Raw genomic sequence first — 19,716 nt, forward strand, 5'->3', positions numbered from 1 at the left:
CCCTTCGAGGGTGACCCTTCACCTTTTCGACACGGCGACCCGGAGCGTGCGGGAGTTCCACCCCGTCCGTAGCGGAACGGCGTCGATCTACGTGTGTGGGGCCACCGTGCAGGGCGTTCCGCACATCGGGCACGTCCGCGGCGTCCTGAACTACGACGTCCTGCGCCGCTGGCTCGTCCACAGTGGACTGGACGTGCTGCTGGTCCGCAACGTCACGGACATCGACGACAAGATCCTGACCAAGGCCGCCGAAAACGAGCGGCCGTGGTGGGAGTGGGGCGCGACGCACGAGCGCGCCTTCGAAACCGCGTACGACCAGCTGGGCTGCCTGCCGCCGTCGATCAACCCGCGCGCGACCGGGCACGTCACCCAGATGGTCGAGCTGATGGAACGCCTCATCGAGGGCGGCCACGGCTACGTCGCGGACGGCGACGTCTACTTCTCGGTGAAGTCGTTCGACGACTACGGCAAGCTCTCCGGCCAGGTGCTGGAGGACGTCCAGCAGGGCGAGACGCCGACCCGCGGCAAGCGCGACCCGCGCGACTTCACCATGTGGAAGAGCGCGAAGCCGGGCGAGCCGTCGTGGCCGACGCCGTGGGGTGAGGGCCGGCCGGGCTGGCACCTGGAGTGCTCGGCGATGGCGACGGCGTACCTCGGCGCGGAGTTCGACATCCACGGCGGCGGCATCGACCTGGTCTTCCCGCACCACGAGAACGAGCGCGCCCAGTCCAACGCGGCGGGCGACCCGTTCGCGCGGTTCTGGCTGCACAACGCGTGGGTGACCATGTCGGGCGAGAAGATGTCGAAGTCGCTCGGCAATACCGTGTCGATCCCGGCGATGCTGGAGCGCTACCGGGCCCCCGAGCTGCGGTACTACCTGGTCCAGCCGCACTACCGGTCGACCGTCGAGTACTCCGACGCCGCGGTCTCCGAGGCCGCGCAGGGCTACCGGCGGATCGAGACGTTCCTGCGCCGCGCCGCCCAGTCGGGCGAGGTGACGATCGGCACGATCCCCGAGGCGTTCGCGAACGCGCTCGACGACGACCTCGCCACCCCGCAGGCGTTCGCCGTGGTCCACACCACGGTGCGGGACGGTAACGCCGCCCTCGACGCGGGCGACACCACCAAGGCACTCGAATTCGCCGCGGCCGTCCGCGCGATGACCGACGTGCTCGGCCTCGACCCGCTGTCCGCGCGCTGGTCCGAGGCGGGCGGTTCCGAAACGCCCACCAAAGAAGCGCTGTCCCGGATCGTCGAGGGGCTGCTGGCCGAGCGCCAGCAGGCCCGGGCCGAGAAGGACTTCGCCCGCGCGGACGCCGCCCGTGACCGCCTCCAGCAGGCGGGCATCGTGGTGGAGGACACCCCCAACGGTCCTCAGTGGACTGTGAAGTCCGACTGATCTCGTTACCAAGCAAGGAACTTTCACCATGGCAGGCAATTCGCGGCGCCAGGGCGCGATCCGCAAGGCGGGCACCAAGAAGGGTGCCGTCGTCGGCTCGGGCGGTCAGCGCCGGAAGGCCCTCGAAGGCAAGGGCCCGACCCCGAAGGCGGAGGACCGCCCCGGGCACAAGGCCTACCGCCAGGCGAACGCCCAGACCAAGCGCGACCAGGCCCGGCAGAAGAAGGCCGACAAGCCGGAGCTGATCGCCGGGCGCAACCCGGTGGTCGAGGCGCTGCGCGCCGGCGTCCCGGCGACGGCGCTGTACGTCGCGCTGAACATCGAGATCGACGACCGCGTCAACGACGCCGTCCGGCTGGCCGGCGACAAGGGCATCTCGATCCTGGAGATCCCGCGCGAAGAGCTGGACCGCAAGACCAACCGGGCCGTGCACCAGGGCCTCGGCCTGCAGGTCCCGCCGTTCGAGTACGCCCACCCGGACGACCTGATGGCGGTGGCGCGCAACTCGGGCGAGGTCCCGCTGTTCGTCGCGCTCGACGGCGTCACCGACCCCCGCAACCTGGGTGCGGTGATCCGGTCGGCGGCCGCGTTCGGCGCGCACGGCGTGCTGCTGCCCGAGCGGCGCAGCGCGGGCATGACGGCGGTGGCGTGGCGCACGAGCGCGGGCACGGCGGCGAAGCTGCCGATCGCGGTGGCGACGAACCTGACGCGGCAGCTCAAGGCGTGGGCGAACGACGGCCTGATGCTGGTCGGCCTGGACGCCGACGGTTCGGTGGACATCGACGAGCTCGAGCTGGCGGCCGACCCGCTGGTCATCGTGCTGGGCTCGGAGGGCCGCGGCCTGTCCCGCCTGGTGCGCGAAACGTGCGACGCCACGGTGTCCATCCCGATGGCGGCGGGCGTCGAGTCGTTGAACGCCTCGGTGGCGGCCGGGGTGCTGCTCGCGGAGGTGGCGCGGCGCCGCCGTGCCGCCGGTCGCGTCTGACCCCTACCGCCCCGGTCGTGAGTGGTAAGACGGGTTAGAACCCAATGCCGCTTAGCTTAAGTTGATGTTGTGCTGGTCGGTGTGGTGCTTCTGGCGGTGTCGGTTGGCTGGTTAGTGTCGCTGCCGTGAGCGGGATTGGTGGCGGGTGGGCGGACTCGATGTCGGTGGGGGTGCTGGCCACGGCGGTGCCACGGGACGCGGTGGACACTGCGATCGCGGTGACCCGCCGGGGCGCGAAGCGCTCCGGCGGGAAACTGCCCCCGCACGTGATGGTGTACTACGCGATGGCGCTGTCGTTGTTCGCCGACGACGATTACGAAGAGGTCATGACCCGCCTCGCCGGCACGCTGGCCTCGTGGGGATGCTGGGATCCGGGCTGGGACATTCCCACCACAGGCGGGATCACCCAGGCCCGCCAGCGGCTGGGCGCCGAGCCGCTGGCGGAGGTGTTCGACACGGTCGCGGTCCCGGTAGCCGATGAGCTGACCCAGGGCGCGTTTCTGGGGCCATGGCGGCTGATGAGCATCGACGGATTCGAGTGGGACGCCCCCGACACCGACGCCAACGTCGCCGAGTTCGGGTATTCCGGCGGCACCGGCGAGAAAGCATCCGCGTTTGCAAAGGTTCGGGTACTGACCATCGCCGAGTGCGCCTCCCACGCAGTCGTGGCCACCCGGATCGGCGGGCGCGGGACCGGCGGGAAGCGCCAGGGCGAACAGACCCTGGCCCGCCGGCTCTGGCCCGCACTGGCCGAGGACTGGCTGCTGATCGCCGATTCCGGTTTCTACAGCTACCAGGACTGGAGCAAGGCGGCCGCCACCGGCGCGGCCCTGCTCTGGCGGCTGCCCGCCACGGTGAAGACCCCGAAGCTGATGGATCTGGACGACGGATCCTACCTGTCGGTACTGATCAACAAGACCGTGCGCAGCACCACCCGCCGCGCCGAGATCCTGCAGACCGCCCGCGACGGCGGTGACCTCGACCCCGCCGAGGCGACCGTGGTGCGCGTGATCGAGTACACCGTGCCCGACCGCGGACCCGACCCGGACGAGGTGATCCGCGTGATCACCACCATCGGCGATCCCGCCGACGCCCCGGCCGAGATACTCGCCCAGGCCTACCACCAGCGCTGGGAGCACGAGACCGGCAACGACCAGCTCAAAACCCACCTCCGCGGCCCCGGCCGGGTCCTGCGATCGAAAAGCCCGGACATGATCCGCCAGGAAATCTACGGCTACCTGCTCACCCACTACGCCATCAGCACACTGATCTGCCGAGCCGCCACCGAAGCCGACATCGACCCCGACCGGGTCAAATTCCTGCGCACCGTCCGCCTCGTTCGCCGCCAGACCACCTCCGGCCCGGCGGCCTTTTCCCCCTAACCAGCAGACCAGAACACTCACCACCGCCATCACCACCCGCCGTCACCTCAACCCGCAACGCCGGCACAGAACCTACCCACGCGTGGTCAAACGAGCCCGCCACACCGCATACCGGATTAAGAAACCCACCGACACCGGCACCCACCACAACGGACCCGCCACCATCACCCTCACCACCGCCGCATGATCAACACAAGCTAAGTGGCATTGGGTTAGAACCCGCTTTACCACTCACGACCCGAGCCGCAGCAGACCACCCAGTCGGGTTAAGGTCACCGTCGGATAAACCGAGGGGACCCGATGTCGTTCGTTTCGCCGCTCTTCCTGTGGTACTTCATGCCGGCGGTGCTCGTCGCCGTGCTGGTGTGCCCGCGGATCTGGCGAAACGGCATCATCGCGGTGGCGAGCCTGCTGTTCTACACGATCGGCGCCGGCGCGTTCGTGTTCCTGCTGCTCGGCTGCATGGTCGTCAACTTCCTGGCCGGCCCGCTGCTGGCCCCGAGCCCCTGGGACGTCCACGGCCTCCGCCGGCGCAGGATCCTCATCGCGGTGGTCTCGCTCGACGTCGCGGTGCTGCTGATCTGGAAGTACGCGGGGTTCGCGACGCAGCAGATCGCGGCGGTGGCGCACTGGTTCGGCGGCAGCGTGCCGGTGGCGAGCCTGGTGGTGCCGATCGGCATCTCGTTCTACACGTTCCACCACATCTCGTACGTGGTGGACATCTACCGCGGCGAGCGCCAGGCCCTGCGCAACCCGGTGTCGTTCGCGGCGTACATCGCGATGTTCCCGCAGCTGGTGGCGGGCCCGATCGTGCGGTACCGCGAGATCGCCGACCAGCTTCCCCAGCTCCGGTCCCACCGCCTGGACGACATCGCGGCGGGCTTTCCCCGGTTCGCGCTCGGCCTGTGCAAGAAGACGATCATCGCGGATTCGCTGGGCCCCCTGGTCGACGCGTGTTTCAAGGTCCCGCCGGACCAGATGACGTTCTCGACGGCCTGGCTGGGCGCGATCGGCTACACCCTCCAGCTGTTCTTCGACTTCTCGGGTTATTCGGACATGGCCATCGGCCTGGGCCGCATGCTGGGCTTCCGGCTGCCGGAGAACTTCGCCAGGCCGTATTCGTCGGTGACGATCACGGAGTTCTGGCGCCGCTGGCACATGAGCCTGAGCCGCTGGTTCCGCGACTACGTCTACATCCCCCTCGGCGGCAACCGCCAAGGCGCGGCCAAGACGTACCGCAACCTGTGCATCGTGTTCGTGTTGACGGGCTTCTGGCACGGAGCCCAGTGGACGTTCCTGGTGTGGGGCTGCTACCACGGGGCACTCCTGGTGATCGAGCGCCGCTTCGGCCTGGACCTGGACCCGTCGACCCCGTGGAAGCGGTACCTGCGCCGGGCGCTCACCATGCTCCTGGTGGTGATCGGCTGGGTGTTCTTCAGGTCGTCGGACCTCGGCCACGCGCTCTCGATGATCGGCCACATGCTGCTCCCCGACTTCGACGGCTTGGGCGCGGGCGCGCAGCAGGCGTTCACGAACCAGCGCCTGGTTCTGCTGCTGGCGGCCCTCGCGGTGTTCGTCTTGCCGGCCCACCCGGTGACGGGCCCGCTGGTGGAGTCGTCCAGGAGCCGTCCGGCCACGGCCTTGCGCATCGGGGTGATGACGGTGGGCCTGCTGTACGCGGCCATCCTGATCGCCACGGGAACGTTCAGCCCGTTCCTGTACTACCAGTTCTGAGGACGCGACGTCGTGCCATGGCATCCGCCGCCGGGAGACGCGGACCCGGACCACCGTTTCGACCCCTACCGCGAACGGGCGGGCCGCCTCTTCACCGACGGCGGCGAAGCCGGTTTCGTGTTCGTACGCCTGACCACAGCAGCCGCCCAGCTCGGCGGTGCCCTGTGGTGGCGCCGGTGGTCGATCCCGTTCGAGATGGTCCAGGAGTACTACTCACTGACAGACGGCCGGTTCACGGACATCGTGACCAACGCCGACGACCTCGCGGACGAACTGCTCGACTGGAGCGCAGGCCGGCTGGGCGTCGGCAACGAGGTATACCGGGTCGAATGGCTCGGCGACGAGGAGTCGAAGCTCGTCCGCGACGAGGTCTTCGGCCTGGAACCATGATCAGCACAACGAGGAGCGCCCGATGACCGACCTCTCCACCGCCCCGGGCGTGATCCCGTACGTGGACCAACACGAAGGCCCCCGCCGTCTCCTGACCATCGAAATCCCCCACCTCGGACACACCGTGCGCGCCTACGCTCCGATCGCCGGCATCGATGGCCGCCGGTACGTCGTCTCGTGGGGTGCCGTCTCCTTCGAAATCCCCGCCGACCGGAACGTGCACGTCAGCGTTCACCTGCACACCAACAGCGGGCACGACCACACGATCACGCCGTTCGCCTCGGCCGTGCTGTCGCCGCACCCCGCGCCGTTGCGGCTGGTCGCCCAGTTCGTGCCGAGCCACGGCCCCCAAGGGGCGCTCATCCCCGTCGGCTGACGTCAGTGTGCCGAACCAGCTCACCCGAACGGCCCAACCATGACACCCTGACCCGGTGCTGACCACGCGGTACCTCTTCCTCACCCGCCACGCGGAGGCGGACCGGAGCGGAAGACTCACCGAAGCCGGCCGGCGCCAAGCCGTTCTCCTCGGCAGACGCCTCCGGGACGTCCCCGTGACGGTCATCCACCACGGCCCCCTTCCCCGGGCCACCCAAACCGCGCACCTCATCGCCGACCAGCTCCCGGGCGTCCCCCTCCACGCCGACGAAGCGGCCGGCGACTTCGTCCCCTACGCACCGAGGCGCGAAGAACTCCCGGAAACCTCCGGCGACCTCCTCCTGGCTTTCGCCCGCCAGTTCCCACCCGCCGACGAAGAACTCGCCGCCGAAGCCGAACGGCGGTTCAGCGGGCCGGTTCCGGGTCACGAGCCGCGGTACGAAGTCCTCGTCACGCACAACTTCCTCGTCGGCTGGCTCATCCGCGCCTCCCAGGACGCCCCGCCGTGGCGGTGGCTCACCTTCACCCACGCCAACGCCGGCCTGACGGTGATCCAGTACTCCCCGGGCCGTCCCGCGGCTCTCCTGACCTACAACGACCTCAGTCACCTCCCCGCCGAACTGCGCTGGACCGGCTTCCCACCCGATTTCTACGTTCCGTAATCGCCCAACACGAGAAGTGACCACCCCGGAAAACCGCTCTCGCCCGAATGGCCGCACCTGTCAGGATGCGTGGATGAATCCCGCGCCGACGCCCACGTCCGATCGGCTGAGCGACTATCTCGCCGCCGACGCCGTCATCGATCACGAGCACCCGTCGATCCGGGCGCAGGCCGACGCGCTGCGCCCCGCCGGCGACGATCCCGTCGAAGCCGCGAAAACCGCCTTCCTGTTCGTGCGGGACGAGGTCGAACACGTCATCGACGCCGCCGACCCGCGCGTCACCTGGCGGGCGTCGGACGTGCTGCGCGAACGCGTCGGGATCTGCCACGCCAAGGCCCACCTGCTCACTGCTTTGCTGCGGGCACAAGGGATTCCGGCCGGGTTCTGCTACCAGGAACTCTCCGCCCTGCACGGGCTGAATGCCGTGTACCTGCACGGCCGGTGGTCGAGACTCGACGCCCGCGGCAACCGCACGGGGGCCGGCGGCGAGTTTTCGCTCGACGTGGAAAAACTGGCCTGGCCGGTCGAGCCCGAGCGCGGCGAGCGCGACCACCCGGAGATCCACCCGGCGCCCGCGCCGGTCGTGGTGGATTTCCTGATGACGGCCGAACCGGGCCCCGGCTGGTACGAAAAGGGCCTGCCGCGCACGCTTTGATCATGGTTTTCCGGCATTTTCGGAAAACCGGCCCACCTGGTAAATTATTGCCGAGAGTGACGTCTGTCCGTCAGCCCTGTCCCCCGAACTTCTTATTTCGCACACCCTCCGAGGCGCGTAAAGTGACTCCCCGCGCTCGAACAGACACTTTACGCATACGTCCGTTCGGGTGGCTCGAGGGAGGTGAAGCACGTGGCCGCGGCTGGCGGACGCCTCCGCCGTACCCCACTGCAAGAGATCTTCTGGACCAGGACGAGCCTGCTCCTCACGGTGCTCGTCGTGGTCGCCGGCCTGAGCCTGTGGATCGCCGGCCTGATGGACCCCGGCACCGGGAAGAACCTGGTGACGTCGCTGGGCACCGGCACCCTGATCTCCGCGATCGTCGGGTTCGGCCAGACCCTGATCACCGCCAGCGCCTCGCAGAAGGCGCTCGTGACGCCGGTGATCGAGGAAAGCCGGCGCGCGCTGGAGGACCTGAGCGCCGAATACCGCGCGCTGAACAAGGAGTTCTTCCCCACCGACGTGTTCGAGGCGACGACCGATCCCGACCCCGCGTTCAACCGCGCGCTGATGGCCGACCTCGACGCGACCCGGCAGTACTTCTTCCGCGGGTTCTCCGGTCGGCACGCGGCCGCGCGCCTGCTGCTTTCCCGCACCGAACGGGAACTGCGGGCCGTCATCGCCGATCCGCGCGACGCGAACTCGATCAGCGGGCGCGCCCGGTACCTGCTGCGCCGTGAGGCGGCCGACGTCGACTACGAACGGATCCAGACCCGCCTCGACGAAGAAATCAAGATCGGGCTCGTCGGCCTCTTCCTGGCGCGCAGCCGGTGCGCGTCGGTCGACATCACCGTGGTCGCCGACCCGCCGCTGGACCGGCTGGAAATGTTCGACGACAGCGTGTGGGTGTCGCTCTACAGCGACGTCCGCGGCGCCACGAAGCTGTACCCGCGGTCCCTGCGATTCACCGAAGGTTCCTTCCTCTACAACATGGAACGCGCCGAATTCGTGCGCGTCTCGCAGTCCCGGACCGGCCGCCACTTCCGCATCACGTCCGCGACGACGCGGACGGATTTCCTGGCGCTGTTCGAGAAGATCACCGGATCCCCGTTGTCCGAGGAGCAGTTCCGCGAGCTGGAGGGCAAGTTCCACGCCTTCCGCGCGGAGTTCTCCGCAGTCGCCGAGCTAGGGAGCTGACCTTGCTCACCCGCCTGTCCCCCCTTTCCGAACTGGCCACCCGCCTGCGCACGGCCAGGTTCCCGCTCGCCTCGGAGTGGCGCGTGGTCGACGGCTGGTTCCGGCCGTGGGCCGCCCAGCCCGGGCTGCGGGACGAGCTGCGCACGCAGCTGCGCGCGCTGTCCGCCCCGCAGGCCACGAAGATCCTGCGCTCGTCGCGGGAAACGACCACCCATTTCGCCTGGTGCCTGCTCGATTCGCCGTCCGACCCGTTTTCCTTCTGGCTGCACGAATACAAGGCGCAGGAGGACTGGCGGGAGGGGTACGCGGATTCCGTGCACAACCACAGGTACCACTTCTGCACCACGCTCCTCCGTGGTGACTACCTGCACGAAAGGTACGAGACGACGATCGACGCCGGCACCGGGCTGATCGCGTCCGCGCGGTTGCGCCGCCGGACGCGGTGCGCGGCCGGCGCGTGCGCCACCATGCTGGCCGACGAATTCCACCGGATCCCCGAAGCGGCCGCCGGAACGATGACTTTCCTCGTGAAATCACGGCCGGTGAGCAGTTTCAGCTTGTCTTTCGACCCGAGCAGCGGAATCGGTCATCGTCACGTTCCGGTAGAGGTCCGATTGGGGGAATTGGCCGACCGCATCTAGCTACACACCGGCGTCAGCGGCGCTTACCATTACTCCACCCGTCTGAACACCACGGCCGGGATGGGAGAGGTGTATGCGCACGCAGGAAAGCACGATCGACCACGTGATCGTCGGTGCCGTCGAAAAACGGGTCCACCGGCTCTGCCGCCAGTACGCGGACCGCCTGCCGTTCCACGGCTGGCACCACGTGAACTTCGTCCGCGCGAAGGCGGCCGGGTTCGCCCGGCACAACGGCGCCGACGTCGCGGTGGTGGAAGTGGCCGCGCTGGTGCACGACGTCAACTACCTGGTGCTCCGGAACTCGCCGGCCGCGGCGGGCCGGAGCCTGCGGCGGGAAATCCTCGCCGAATGCGGTGTCCCCGCGCGGATCGCGCGGTGGATCGACGAGATCGTCGACGAAGCGGAAATGGCCACCCGCGGCCGCGACATTTCCCTGGAAGCGCAGGCGCTGAGCGACGCGGACACGTTGTTCAAGGCGCTGCCGGTGACGCCGGTGGTGCTGGCGCACCGGTACCTGCGCGAGAACGGGCTGAGCCTGCGCGAGCTGGCGCACAAGATCGTCGGCGAGCAGTGCGACGTCCACGACGAGGGCTACTACTTCTACAACCCGGAGGCGGCGGCCACGTATTCGCGCTGGGCGACGGCGAACCTGCAGCTGTGGCAGTGCATCAAGGAGGCGGTCGACGACCCGACGGTGGCCGAGCTGCTGGACGCGGTGCACGCGGTCGACGCACTGGCGTCCTAGCCCTGCCCGTAGCCCCGCAGCCGTTCGACGACGTTGGCGACTTCGGGCGGCGGCAGCAGGCTGGGCCGGCCGGCGCTCTGGGCGAGCAGCCACACGCGGCAGGCCCATTCCAGTTGCTGGGCGCGGTGGTAGGCGGCCTCGAGGCCGTCTCCGTAGGTGAGCGTGCCGTGGTTGGCCATCAGGCAGCCACGGCGGCCTTCGAGCGCCTCCAGCACGGCGGCAGCGAGCTCCGGCGTGCCATAGGTGGCGTAGCGGGCGACGCGCACCGAGGGACCGACGGTGGCGATGATGTAGTGGATGGGAGGAACTTCGCGCACGAGCGTGGAGACGGCGGTGGCGTGCGGCGAGTGCGTGTGCACGACAGCGGTCACGGGCTCCCCGTCCGGGTCACGAACGTCCCAGTACACGGACAGGTGCATCGGAAGTTCGCTCGTCGGCTTGAGCGAACCATCGACAACCTGCCCACCGAGATCGACGACGGCGATGTCACCGGGGGTGAGGCTCGAGTAGGCCACCCCGGTGGGCGTGACGGCGACGAGGTCCCCGGCCCGCAGCGAGACGTTCCCGGAGGTACCGACGACCAGGCCGTCACCGACCATCCGGCGCGCATAGGCGCACACGGCGGCCCGCTCGGTCTCGAGGATCATGCACAGTCCCGTCTCGTGGGTGATCAGCAACTGAGCTGAACACTGCCAGCCACCCTCAGGCTTCGGCCACCTCCCCGGGCGGGGGATTTATTCGCTTTGCCGGGCCGGGCCGCTTGGGCGCCGGGAGCGGTTGAGCGGTTACCCGCCGGGCCAGGTCGGGCCGGGCCGGGCCGGGCCGGGCCGACTTGGGTCGGGCGGGGTTGGACCGGGTCAGGTCGGGCCGGGCTTGCGCATCGGCAGAGGATCACGGGGCCGCAGGCCGCGGTCCGCCCGCCGCAGGCCGCCCGGCCGCAGGCCGCGGTCCGCCCGCCGCAGGCCGCCCGGCCGCAGGCCGCGGTCCGCCCGGCCGCAGGCCGCAGGCCGCCCGAAACCGGCACGCCGCACGAGACCGGCACCCCACCCAGACCTCCCCGCCACCCCGATCCGAAGCCAAAACACGGACGGTGGTGCCGTGTCAAGGCACGCTTTCCCGCCTTGACACGGCACCACCGTCCGTAGTCACAATCCGGCTTCGGGGTGGTGGGACTCCCAAACGAACAACAACCCAAGCCGACGTGGATAACTAGGCCTTCGCCGGAGCAGCGGGTGCAGCCGGGGCTTTCCCCGCAGGAGCAGGAGTCGGCTTCCGGTCGCCGTTTGCCGGGGCCCCCTTCCCCGCCGGAGCCGGAGCCGGAGCCGAACCAGCCGAAGCCGAAGCCGGAGCCGTGTCCTCCGAAGGCGCCAGCAACCTCATGGCTTCCTTCACCGCCACATCCGTCGCCGCGATCCGCTCCGCGATCTTCGCGCGCAGATCCAGAGCCAGCTTCCGGTTCTCGTCCGCCTCAGCCTGCGACTTCTGCGCCGAAGCCAGCGCCGCTTCCGTCTCCTGCTTCCTCCGCGCGAACTCCTCCTCGAAGGCCTTCTTCCGCGCCGCCAGCTCCTCCGCCGCGACGCGGTCCGCCTCCTCGCGCAGCGAAGCCGCCGCCGCCTCGGCGGCCGCGTCCGCTTCCTTGCGGGCTCGCTCGGCCGCCGCGGCCTGCTCGACCCTCTTCGCCCCGGCCGCCGCGTTCAGCTTCTCGATCTCGGCCTTCGCCTCCGACAGCAGGCGGGCGCGCTCCTCCTCCGCGTCCTTCGCCAGCTTGTCGGCCGTGCGGCGGGTCTCGTGCGCGTACTTGTCCGCCTGGTCGCGGGTCGAGGCCGCGTCCGCCTCGGCCGCCGCGCGCAGGTCCGCGATCTCCTCCTCGGCGAGCTGCATCATCATCCGGACGCGCTCGGCCATCGCGCCCGCGCCGGACGGGCTCGAGCTCATCCTGGCCAGGGCGGCCTTCGTCTCGGCCAGCTCCTTCTGCGCGTAGGCGAGCGCCTTCGTCAGATCAGCGGACGTCGCGACGGCGTCGTCGCGGTTGCGGGACGTCTCGCGAAGCTCCTTGGTCAGCTCGGCGAGACGCTCGTCGACCTGGCGCTGGTTGTAGCCGCGGACACCCACGGCGAACTGGGCGGTCTTCGGGGCGGACTGGGGCTTCTCAGGCGCGACCATCGGGCCACCTTAATGAGCAAGGGTCCTTCGATGCGTACCGCCAAACGGATGCATCACGGATATGGGAACCCCCGGTGACGCATGGCATCCTGGGGCCCGACCGCGGAGGCCATTGTGGACATACTCGCCGACATCGGCGCGCACTGGCACGTCTACGCCACCATGCCGCTCATCGCCGCCCTGATCGGCTACCTCACCAAGCGCGTCGCCATCGAGATGATGTTCCGGCCCCTGGAGTTCGTCGGCGTCAAGCCGTTCGGCCGGCAGGGCGTCATCCCGGCGAACGCGCGGCACGATCGACGCGCAGGCCAGCATCGCCAAGCCGCTGGTCGCGCTGACCATGGGCGGACGGCAGTACCAGGAGATGAAGCGCGCGGCAGCCGCCAAAGCGATCGAATTCCTCCCCGAAACGGTGAAACACGTCGAGAGCTACGCCACCGGCGCGCTCGACGTCCGGAACACGATCGTCACGAAGATGCAGCAGCTGACCCCGCTCGAGTTCGAAGGCATCCTGCGGCCGGCCTTCAAGCAGGACGAGTGGAAGCTGATCGCCGTCGGCGCGGTCATCGGTGGCCTGGTGGGTGAACTGCAGGTGCTCGCCCTGCTCGGGTAGCCGGTACGGTTTCGCTCTCGGGACCGGGAGGGAGGCCGGAATGGACGCTGTCCTGCACGACCTCGCCCTGCACTGGCCGCTGTACGCGGCGATGCCGTTCGTCGCCGCGCTGATCGGGTACGTCACCAAGCGCGTCGCCATCGAGATGATGTTCCGGCCCCTCGACTTCGTCGGGATCCCGCCGCTGCTCGGCTGGCAGGGCGTCGTCCCGAAGCACGGCGGCCGGATGGCCGCGGTCGCCACCGAGCTGCTCACGGCGAACCTGCTCGACGTGCGCGAAGTCCTCGAGCGGATCGACCCGGTGATCATCACCAGCGAGCTGGAACAGCCGCTGCTGCGCGCGGTCGGCCACATCGCGCGCGAGGTGCTGGCCGAGCACCACCCGCGGCTGTGGGAGGTCATGCCGACCCTGGCCCAGGAAATGCTGGTCAAGCAGGTCCAGGCGTCGGCGCCGCGGCTGGTGCGCGACTTCCTCGACGACGTCCGAGAGCACCTCGACGAAGTGCTCGACGTCCAGCACATGACGGTCCAGCAGCTGACCCGCGACAAGAAGCTGCTGGTCCGGCTGATCCGCGAAACGTCCCGCCCGGAGATGGCGTTCATCGCGCGGATGGGCGTCTACTTCGGCTTCGGGCTGGGGCTCGTGCAGACGATCGTGTGGGCGCTCACGCGCGAACCGTGGGTGCTGCCGGTTTTCGGCGGGGTCATCGGGCTGTGCACGGACTGGCTGGCCATCAAGCTGATCTTCGTCCCGCGCGAGCCGGTGCGCGTGGGCCGGGTGATCTTCCAGGGCAAGTTCCAGCGCCGCCGGGCCGAGGTGGCGCGGCAGTACGGCGAGCTGATCGCGACCGAGGTCCTGACCGTCCGGAACCTGCTGGACGCGATCCTGCGCGGCCCCCGCGCCGACCGGCTGGCGGCACGGGTGGAGCACCTGGTGTCGGAAACGGTCGACGCGCAGCTGCCCCTGGCCTGGACGGTCGGCGGCACGCGCCTGCGCGAGATGAAGCACGCGGCCACCCGGAAGGCCCTCGACCAGCTGCCGGAAACGGCCCGGTACGCCGAGGGGTACCTCACCGAGGCGATGGACGTGGCGAAGGTGATCGAGCAGCGGATGCTGGCCCTGACCCCGCTGGAGTTCGAGGGCCTGCTGCGGCCGGCGTTCCGGCAGGACGAGTGGAAGCTGATCGCCGTCGGCGGGGTGATCGGATTCGTGGTCGGCGAGCTGCAGGTCCTGCTCATGCTCGGCTAAAGGGCACTTTCACGTGAAAGTGCCCCTTCAGGCGGCGGCGACCAGGTCCGGGGCGGGGTCCACCGAGCGGACCCGGGTCCGGCGGTCGCGCTGCCAGGCGAGCACCCGGCAGACCACGTAGATCAGGAACGAAATCGCGGTCACGAACGCGCTCACCGGCAACCCCGGCGCCAGGGACAGGACGATCCCGCCGATCGCCGACACCTCGGCGAAGACCACCGACAGCACCGTCGCCTTCCACGGTGACGCCGTCACGCGCGCCGCCGCGGCGGCCGGGGTCACCATCAGGGCCACCACCAGCAGGGAGCCGACCACCTTCACGCTCAGCGCCGTCGAGACGCCCACCAGCAGCGCGAACACCACCGTCAGCGTCTTCACCGGGACGCCGCGGGCCACGGCCACGTTCCGGTCCACCGAGGCGAACAGCAACGGCCGGTAGACCAGCGCCAGCACCGCCAGCACCACCACCGACGACACCACGAACAACGTCAGGTTCGTCGAGTCGATCGTGATGATCTGGCCGGTCAGGATCCCGAACTTGTTCCCCTGCCGTCCTTTGTAGAGCGCCAGGAACAGCACGCCCAGCCCGAGCCCGAAGGACAGGATCACGCCGATCACCGAGTCGCGGTCGGCGTCGCGGGCGCCCAGGATGCCCAGCAGCAGCGCCGCCACCACCGCCCCGATCAGTGCCCCGTACTCGACGCCGATGCCCAGCAACAACGCCGCCGCGCCGCCGGTGAAGGCCAGCTCCGACGTCCCGTGCACCGCAAAAGACATCCGCCGCATCACGATCAGCGGGCCCAGCACCCCCGCCACCAGGCCGAGGATCGCCGCCGCGAGCAACGCCGTTTGCACGCCGTCGAGCTCGGTGATCAGCTGCCAGGTCTTGCCGAAGTCGAACAGATCCAAGACTCAGCCCACTTGCTCTTCGACGTCGTGTTCGTGGTGGTGCGGCTCGGCCTCGCACAACGCGCTCTGCGCGCCCGCGATGTGGATCTGGCCGCCGACCTTGAGCACCTCGACGCGGGTGCCGTACAGCTCCGACAGCGTGGCCGTGGTCATGACCTCGTCCGGCTTGCCGATCCGGAACTGGCCGTTGACCAGGTAGAGCACGCGGTCGACGAACGGCAGCACCGGGTTGATCTCGTGGGTCACGAACAGCACCGCCGTGCCGGCCGAGCGCCGCCGGAAGTCGATCAGCTCGCTGATCGCGCGCTGGTGCGCGAGGTCGAGCGACAGCAGCGGCTCGTCGCAGAGCAGCACCTCGGGGTCGCCGACCAGGGCCTGCGCCACCCGCAGCCGCTGCTGCTCGCCGCCGGACAGCCGGCCGACCGGCTGTTTCGCGTACCGCGTCGCCCCGACGTGGGCGATCGCCGACGTGACGAGACGACGTCGTGCCGCGATGCCCGGGAACCCGAAACCCCAGCGGTGCCCGTCGAGGCCCAGCCCGACCAGGTCGACGCCGCGCAGCGTCAGCGACTCGTCGATCGCGCGCTGCTGCGGGATGTACCCGATCTTGCGGTTCGCGCCGCCCGGGCGGCCGCCCGCGATCTCGACCGTGCCCGCCGAGAGGTCCTGCATGCCCAGCAGCGCCTTGAGGAAGCTGCTCTTGCCGGAACCGTTCGGGCCGAGCACGGCGACGAACTCGCCCGGCTCGACGACGAGGTCCAGCCCGGACCAGAGGGTGCGCGAGCCGAACGCGAGCCCCGCCCCACGGACCCGGACCGCGGGGCGCACGTCGTCGGAGATGGGTGGCATGGCTACTTCAACGCCCCAGCCAGCTCGTCGACTTCCCCGGTCATCCAGCCAATGTAGTCCGTCACACCCGCGGGGAGCGTTTCGGTCACGCCGACCACGCCGATCCCGGCTTCCTTCGCCTGCTTGACGACGTCCTGGGTCAGCGGCGTCACCGTCTGCTCGTTGTTCACCAGTGCCTTGACCTGCTTGGTGGCGATGAGCTGCTTGTAGGCGCTGACGGCGTCGGCCGGGACGTCGGTGTCGTTCTCCACCGCGTCCGAGAACGCCTTGGGCGTCGCGTCGGTGATCTTCGCGCTCGCGAGCAGGTAGTGCGCGACCGGCTCGGTGACGACGACCTTCGTACCCGGGTGGGTGTTTCCCAGCTCTTCGAGCCGCTTCTCGAGCGCGTCGACCTTCGCCTTGAACGCGGTCGCGTTGTCGGCGAACTGCTGCTTGGCCGCCGGCTTGAGCTCGCCCAGCTGCGCGGCGAGCTGGTCGGCGACCTTGTCGACCCCCGGCAGGTCGTACCAGACGTGCTCGTTCTCGTCGCCGGTCGCGGCGATGTCGTAGGCGACCAGCTTCTTCGAGTTCCCCGCCTGCTCGGTGAGCTTGCCGAAGAACTCGTCGTACCCGCCGCCGTTGGAGAGCAGCAGCTGCGCGCCCTTCGCCGCGAGGGCGTCGTCCGCCGTCGTCTCGTACGAGTGCGGGTCGGCCGACGGGTCGTGGATGATGGACTTGACCTCGACGTTCTCGCCCCCGACGGCACTGGCGACGCTGCCCCAGACGTCGGTCGAGGCGACGACCTTCACCTTGCCGTCGCCGCCCGCCTGCGCGCCGCCGCCGTCGGAGGACGTCCCGCCGGAGCACGCGGCCAAGGCGAACACGGACAGGGCCGAAGCGGCCGCGAGGACGCTCCTGGTGCGGGAACTCATCGGAAGACTCCTGACACAGACGCTAATGGAAACCGTTGTCAGATTCACCTTACCCCATCCGGATGACTTTCTGGCCAGTCGCTCCCGGTTTGGTGTATGCGTCTTCGTGCATGCGGATCGAGACATCGACCACGCGGGGTGTCTCTTCATGAATTCGATCTGAACCGTTACGGTTTGCTGATGGGACGTCCTATTCGCACCCGGAGGCAGGCGACACTGGCGTCGCTCGCGGCGGAGCTCGGTGTGTCCAGGACCACGGTGTCCAACGCCTACAACCGGCCGGACCAGCTGTCCCCGGAACTGCGCCGCCGCGTCCTCGAGACCGCGCGACGCCTCGGCTACCCCGGCCCCGACCCGGTCGCCCGCTCCCTGCGCACGCGCAAGGCGGGCGCGGTCGGGCTGCTGCTCACCGAGAACCTCTCCTACGCCTTCCGCGACCCCGCCGCCGTCGGCGTGCTCGAAGGACTGGCGCTGGCCTGCGAAGACGCCGGCGTCGGCCTGCACCTGGTGCCCGCCAGCCCCGGCCGCGAGGACGTCGCCGCGGTGCACCGCGCAGGCGTCGACGGGTTCGTCGTCTACTCCGTCCCGGACGACGACCCGCACCTGGCCGCGGTGCTCGAGCGGCCGGTGCCGACGGTGATCATCGACCAGCCGAGCCTCGAGGGCATCGACCGCGTCGGCCCGGACGACGCCGCCGCCGTCGGCAAGATCGCCGAACACCTGGTGACGCTGGGACACCGGCAGGTCGGCGTGATCTGCATGCGGCTGGCCCGCGAGCGCAACGACGACTTCGTCTCCGCGACGCGGCAGAGCGGCGCGCACTTCCACGTCCAGCGCACCCGGCTGGAGGCGCTGGCCGTCGCGTTCTCGGCGGCCGGCGTCGACTGGGCGGGCGTCCCGGTGGTCGAGCGCTTCGACCACACGGTGGACGACGGCGCGTCCGCGGCCCGCCAGCTGCTGGACGCATACCCGCAGATCACGGCGGTGATCTGCACTTCGGACATCCTCGCGCTCGGCGCCATGGCCGAGGCCGAGCGCCGCGGGCTGCGGGTGCCGCAGGACCTGACCGTGACCGGCTTCGACGGCATCGCCGAAGCCGAGCGGATCGGGCTCACCACGGTCCACCAGCCGGTCCTGGAGAAGGGCAAGACGGCCGGACGGCTGCTGCTCAGCTCGGGCGAGCGGAGCGCGCCCAAGACGATCACCCTGCCGACCGAGCTGCGGGTCGGGCGGACGTCGGGCCCGCCGAGGACCGTCGACGAGCCGTGGTTCGGCGGCTGAGCTGGTGACATTGCTCTTAACGCATTGCTCAGCTGGGTAGTCACCCGGTCAAATGGAGTGGTACGCCCGCGCCGCGGGGCCACTGGCCGGAAGGTGACCGATGACCTCGATCGACGTATTGCTCAAGCGCAACCAGGAACTCGGCGAGGTGACGCCGGGTGACCGGTCGTCCCCGAAGCCCTCGCTGCAGGTGGCCGTCCTGACCTGCATGGACGCCCGGATCCGCGTGTTCGAGCTGTTCGGTCTGCTGCAAGGCGAGTCGCACGTCCTCCGCAACGCGGGCGGCGTGGTGACCGACGACATGATCCGCTCGCTGGCTCTTTCCCAGCGCAAGCTCGGCACCCGCGAGGTGCTGATCGTGCAGCACACCGAGTGCGGCCTTTCGATGGTCACCGAAGACGACTTCAAGGACGAGCTCGAGGAAGCCACCGGCCTGCGTCCCACCTGGGCGGTCGAGGCGTTCCGCAACGTCGAGAACAGCGTCCGGACGTCGGTGGAGCGCGTCCGGCGGAGCGCGTACCTGCCGCACACGGACAACGTCCGCGGGTTCGTCTACGACGTGAAGACCGGGAAGCTCACCGAGGTCAAGTAGCGCCCGCTAACATTCGGATGGTGTAATCATCCGGATGGGGGCGGCATGCGCATTCTCTTCGCCGGGCTGGCGTCGGCCGGCCACACGTTCCCGATGGTCCCGCTCGCGGCCGCGGCGCGGGACATCGGGCACGAGGTGCACTTCGCCGCCGGTGAGCACGTCCACGAGTCGCTGCGAGGCCTGAACCCGTTCCGGCCCGCGGACTCGTTCTACGAGATCTACGCCGAAGACCTCGAGCCGGACCTGAAGCGGCTGCGCCCGGACCTGGTCGTGCACGGGTGGGGCGTCCCCGAGGTGGCCGTGGCCGCCCGGCGCGCCGGGATCCCATCGCTCTGGCACGGGTTCGGCCGGATGTTCCCCGCCGGGATCGGGCTCACGCGTCCGGACGGCGGCGTGCACCTGGACATCTGCCCGCCGTCGCTGCAGGACGCGGACTTCCTCGCCACCGAGCGCATCCCGGTGCGGCCCGTGCCGTTCGCCGAGCCGGGCGACTTCCGGGGCCCGCTGATCTACCTGACCCTCGGTACCGCCTTCGGCACCCTGGAAGTGCTCGAGACGGCGATCGAAGGCCTGGCCACGCTCGGCACGCACGTCGTGGTGGCCACCGGCGGGGTGCCCCTCGGGCCGCAACCGGCCCACGTGACGGCCCGGGCCTGGGTACCGCAGGCCGCGGCGATCTCGCGGGCGGAGCTGGTCGTGCACCACGGCGGCAGCGGCACCACCCTCGGCGCGCTCGCCGCCGGCGTGCCGCAGCTCGTCCTGCCCCAGGGCGCCGACCAGTTCGCCAACGCCGAGGCCCTGCTGGCCGCGGGAGCCGCGGTTCGGCTCCTACCCGGTGAGCTGACCGCCGACGCCGTCGCCGAACAGGCGCGGAAGGCGTCCTCCTGCCGCGACGCGGCCCGCGCGATCGCCGCGGAGATCGCCGCCATGCCGTCGCCGGACGAGGTCGCCCGCGAGCTGCCGAAGTACGCGAAGTAGCCTCCC

22 protein-coding genes and 1 pseudogene are annotated in these 19,716 nt (G+C 69.8%); 16 read left to right on the forward strand and 7 right to left on the reverse strand.

All coding sequences use genetic code 11. The features are described 5' to 3' along the window. The first annotated feature begins 10 nt into the window (after positions 1–10). The 11 genes from cysS (at position 11) to ACFPLC_RS10850 (ending at position 10,165) form a co-directional block, all read left to right on the forward strand. On the forward strand, positions 11–1,399 hold the full coding sequence (gene cysS, locus ACFPLC_RS10800) for a cysteine--tRNA ligase (protein ID WP_378206374.1): 1,389 nt from the start codon (positions 11–13) through the stop codon (positions 1,397–1,399). 28 nt (positions 1,400–1,427) lie between these two features. Continuing rightward, entirely contained in the window at positions 1,428–2,384 is a 957-nt protein-coding gene (rlmB, locus tag ACFPLC_RS10805; protein WP_191315531.1) for a 23S rRNA (guanosine(2251)-2'-O)-methyltransferase RlmB, read from the forward strand. A 125-nt stretch (positions 2,385–2,509) separates the two neighbouring features. Beyond that, entirely contained in the window at positions 2,510–3,766 is a 1,257-nt protein-coding gene (locus ACFPLC_RS10810) for an IS4 family transposase (protein ID WP_378235794.1), read from the forward strand. A 300-nt stretch (positions 3,767–4,066) separates the two neighbouring features. Continuing rightward, positions 4,067–5,500, forward strand: a complete 1,434-nt coding sequence (locus ACFPLC_RS10815) for an MBOAT family O-acyltransferase (RefSeq protein WP_378200193.1) — start codon at positions 4,067–4,069, stop codon at positions 5,498–5,500. A 12-nt stretch (positions 5,501–5,512) separates the two neighbouring features. Then, positions 5,513–5,890: a hypothetical protein gene (locus tag ACFPLC_RS10820; RefSeq protein ID WP_378200196.1), complete on the forward strand. Its 378-nt coding sequence runs from the start codon at positions 5,513–5,515 to the stop codon at positions 5,888–5,890. Positions 5,891–5,912: 22 nt separating this feature from the next. Next, positions 5,913–6,266 carry a hypothetical protein gene (locus ACFPLC_RS10825; protein ID WP_378200199.1) on the forward strand — a complete coding sequence of 118 codons (354 nt, stop codon included), beginning with the start codon at positions 5,913–5,915 and terminating at the stop codon, positions 6,264–6,266. Between the two features lie 55 nt (positions 6,267–6,321). Continuing rightward, positions 6,322–6,927 (forward strand): histidine phosphatase family protein, encoded by a 606-nt coding sequence (locus tag ACFPLC_RS10830; RefSeq protein WP_378200202.1) that lies wholly within the window; start codon positions 6,322–6,324, stop codon positions 6,925–6,927. Between the two features lie 73 nt (positions 6,928–7,000). Continuing rightward, positions 7,001–7,582, forward strand: coding sequence for a transglutaminase-like domain-containing protein (locus ACFPLC_RS10835; RefSeq protein WP_378200532.1), 582 nt, complete (start codon positions 7,001–7,003; stop codon positions 7,580–7,582). 183 nt (positions 7,583–7,765) lie between these two features. Then, positions 7,766–8,779, forward strand: coding sequence for a hypothetical protein (locus ACFPLC_RS10840; RefSeq protein ID WP_191315525.1), 1,014 nt, complete (start codon positions 7,766–7,768; stop codon positions 8,777–8,779). Between the two features lie 2 nt (positions 8,780–8,781). Beyond that, positions 8,782–9,420: a hypothetical protein gene (locus ACFPLC_RS10845; protein WP_191315524.1), complete on the forward strand. Its 639-nt coding sequence runs from the start codon at positions 8,782–8,784 to the stop codon at positions 9,418–9,420. Positions 9,421–9,493: 73 nt separating this feature from the next. Further along, positions 9,494–10,165, forward strand: a complete 672-nt coding sequence (locus ACFPLC_RS10850; protein ID WP_378200206.1) for an HD domain-containing protein — start codon at positions 9,494–9,496, stop codon at positions 10,163–10,165. Here ACFPLC_RS10850 and ACFPLC_RS10855 read toward each other — a convergent pair. The 4 genes from ACFPLC_RS10855 to ACFPLC_RS10870 form a co-directional block, all read right to left on the reverse strand. Beyond that, the gene (locus tag ACFPLC_RS10855; protein WP_378200209.1) at positions 10,162–10,812 is read right to left on the reverse strand and encodes a class II aldolase/adducin family protein; all 651 of its coding nucleotides are present in this window, start codon (positions 10,810–10,812) and stop codon (positions 10,162–10,164) included. The two genes, ACFPLC_RS10850 and ACFPLC_RS10855, sit on opposite strands and share 4 nt — an antisense overlap. 210 nt (positions 10,813–11,022) lie before the next feature. Beyond that, on the reverse strand, positions 11,023–11,196 hold the full coding sequence (locus ACFPLC_RS10860; RefSeq protein ID WP_378200212.1) for a hypothetical protein: 174 nt from the start codon (positions 11,194–11,196) through the stop codon (positions 11,023–11,025). Between the two features lie 178 nt (positions 11,197–11,374). Then, positions 11,375–12,328: a coiled-coil domain-containing protein gene (locus ACFPLC_RS10865; protein WP_378200215.1), complete on the reverse strand. Its 954-nt coding sequence runs from the start codon at positions 12,326–12,328 to the stop codon at positions 11,375–11,377. 9 nt (positions 12,329–12,337) lie between these two features. After that, the gene (locus ACFPLC_RS10870; protein ID WP_378200218.1) at positions 12,338–12,670 is read right to left on the reverse strand and encodes a hypothetical protein; all 333 of its coding nucleotides are present in this window, start codon (positions 12,668–12,670) and stop codon (positions 12,338–12,340) included. Here ACFPLC_RS10870 and ACFPLC_RS10875 point away from each other — a divergent pair. Both ACFPLC_RS10875 and ACFPLC_RS10880 read left to right on the forward strand, forming a co-directional pair. After that, a pseudogene (locus ACFPLC_RS10875) lies at positions 12,615–12,941 on the forward strand (DUF445 domain-containing protein); the annotation flags it as partial. The gene ACFPLC_RS10870 and the pseudogene ACFPLC_RS10875 sit on opposite strands and share 56 nt — an antisense overlap. A gap of 40 nt (positions 12,942–12,981) precedes the next feature. Next, positions 12,982–14,190, forward strand: a complete 1,209-nt coding sequence (locus ACFPLC_RS10880) for a DUF445 domain-containing protein (protein ID WP_378200221.1) — start codon at positions 12,982–12,984, stop codon at positions 14,188–14,190. Positions 14,191–14,217: 27 nt separating this feature from the next. Here ACFPLC_RS10880 and ACFPLC_RS10885 read toward each other — a convergent pair whose 3' ends face one another. Genes ACFPLC_RS10885 through ACFPLC_RS10895 form a run of 3 tightly spaced genes read right to left on the reverse strand, consistent with a single transcriptional unit; the run spans position 14,218 to position 16,859 of the window. Beyond that, the gene (locus ACFPLC_RS10885) at positions 14,218–15,099 is read right to left on the reverse strand and encodes a metal ABC transporter permease (protein WP_378200224.1); all 882 of its coding nucleotides are present in this window, start codon (positions 15,097–15,099) and stop codon (positions 14,218–14,220) included. 3 nt (positions 15,100–15,102) lie between these two features. Then, positions 15,103–15,948: a metal ABC transporter ATP-binding protein gene (locus ACFPLC_RS10890; protein WP_378200227.1), complete on the reverse strand. Its 846-nt coding sequence runs from the start codon at positions 15,946–15,948 to the stop codon at positions 15,103–15,105. A 2-nt stretch (positions 15,949–15,950) separates the two neighbouring features. Further along, entirely contained in the window at positions 15,951–16,859 is a 909-nt protein-coding gene (locus tag ACFPLC_RS10895) for a metal ABC transporter solute-binding protein, Zn/Mn family (RefSeq protein ID WP_378200230.1), read from the reverse strand. A 180-nt stretch (positions 16,860–17,039) separates the two neighbouring features. Between ACFPLC_RS10895 and ACFPLC_RS10900 the strand changes: the two genes are divergently transcribed. The 3 genes from ACFPLC_RS10900 (at position 17,040) to ACFPLC_RS10910 (ending at position 19,710) form a co-directional block, all read left to right on the forward strand. Then, the gene (locus ACFPLC_RS10900; RefSeq protein ID WP_191315516.1) at positions 17,040–18,140 is read left to right on the forward strand and encodes a LacI family DNA-binding transcriptional regulator; all 1,101 of its coding nucleotides are present in this window, start codon (positions 17,040–17,042) and stop codon (positions 18,138–18,140) included. Positions 18,141–18,240: 100 nt separating this feature from the next. Then, entirely contained in the window at positions 18,241–18,732 is a 492-nt protein-coding gene (locus tag ACFPLC_RS10905; protein WP_378200233.1) for a beta-class carbonic anhydrase, read from the forward strand. Positions 18,733–18,777: 45 nt separating this feature from the next. Beyond that, positions 18,778–19,710, forward strand: coding sequence for a glycosyltransferase (locus ACFPLC_RS10910; protein ID WP_378200236.1), 933 nt, complete (start codon positions 18,778–18,780; stop codon positions 19,708–19,710). Positions 19,711–19,716: the final 6 nt, after the last annotated feature.

Origin of the sequence: Amycolatopsis plumensis, from assembly GCF_042652605.1 — a bacterium.
Lineage (GTDB): Bacteria > Actinomycetota > Actinomycetes > Mycobacteriales > Pseudonocardiaceae > Amycolatopsis > Amycolatopsis plumensis.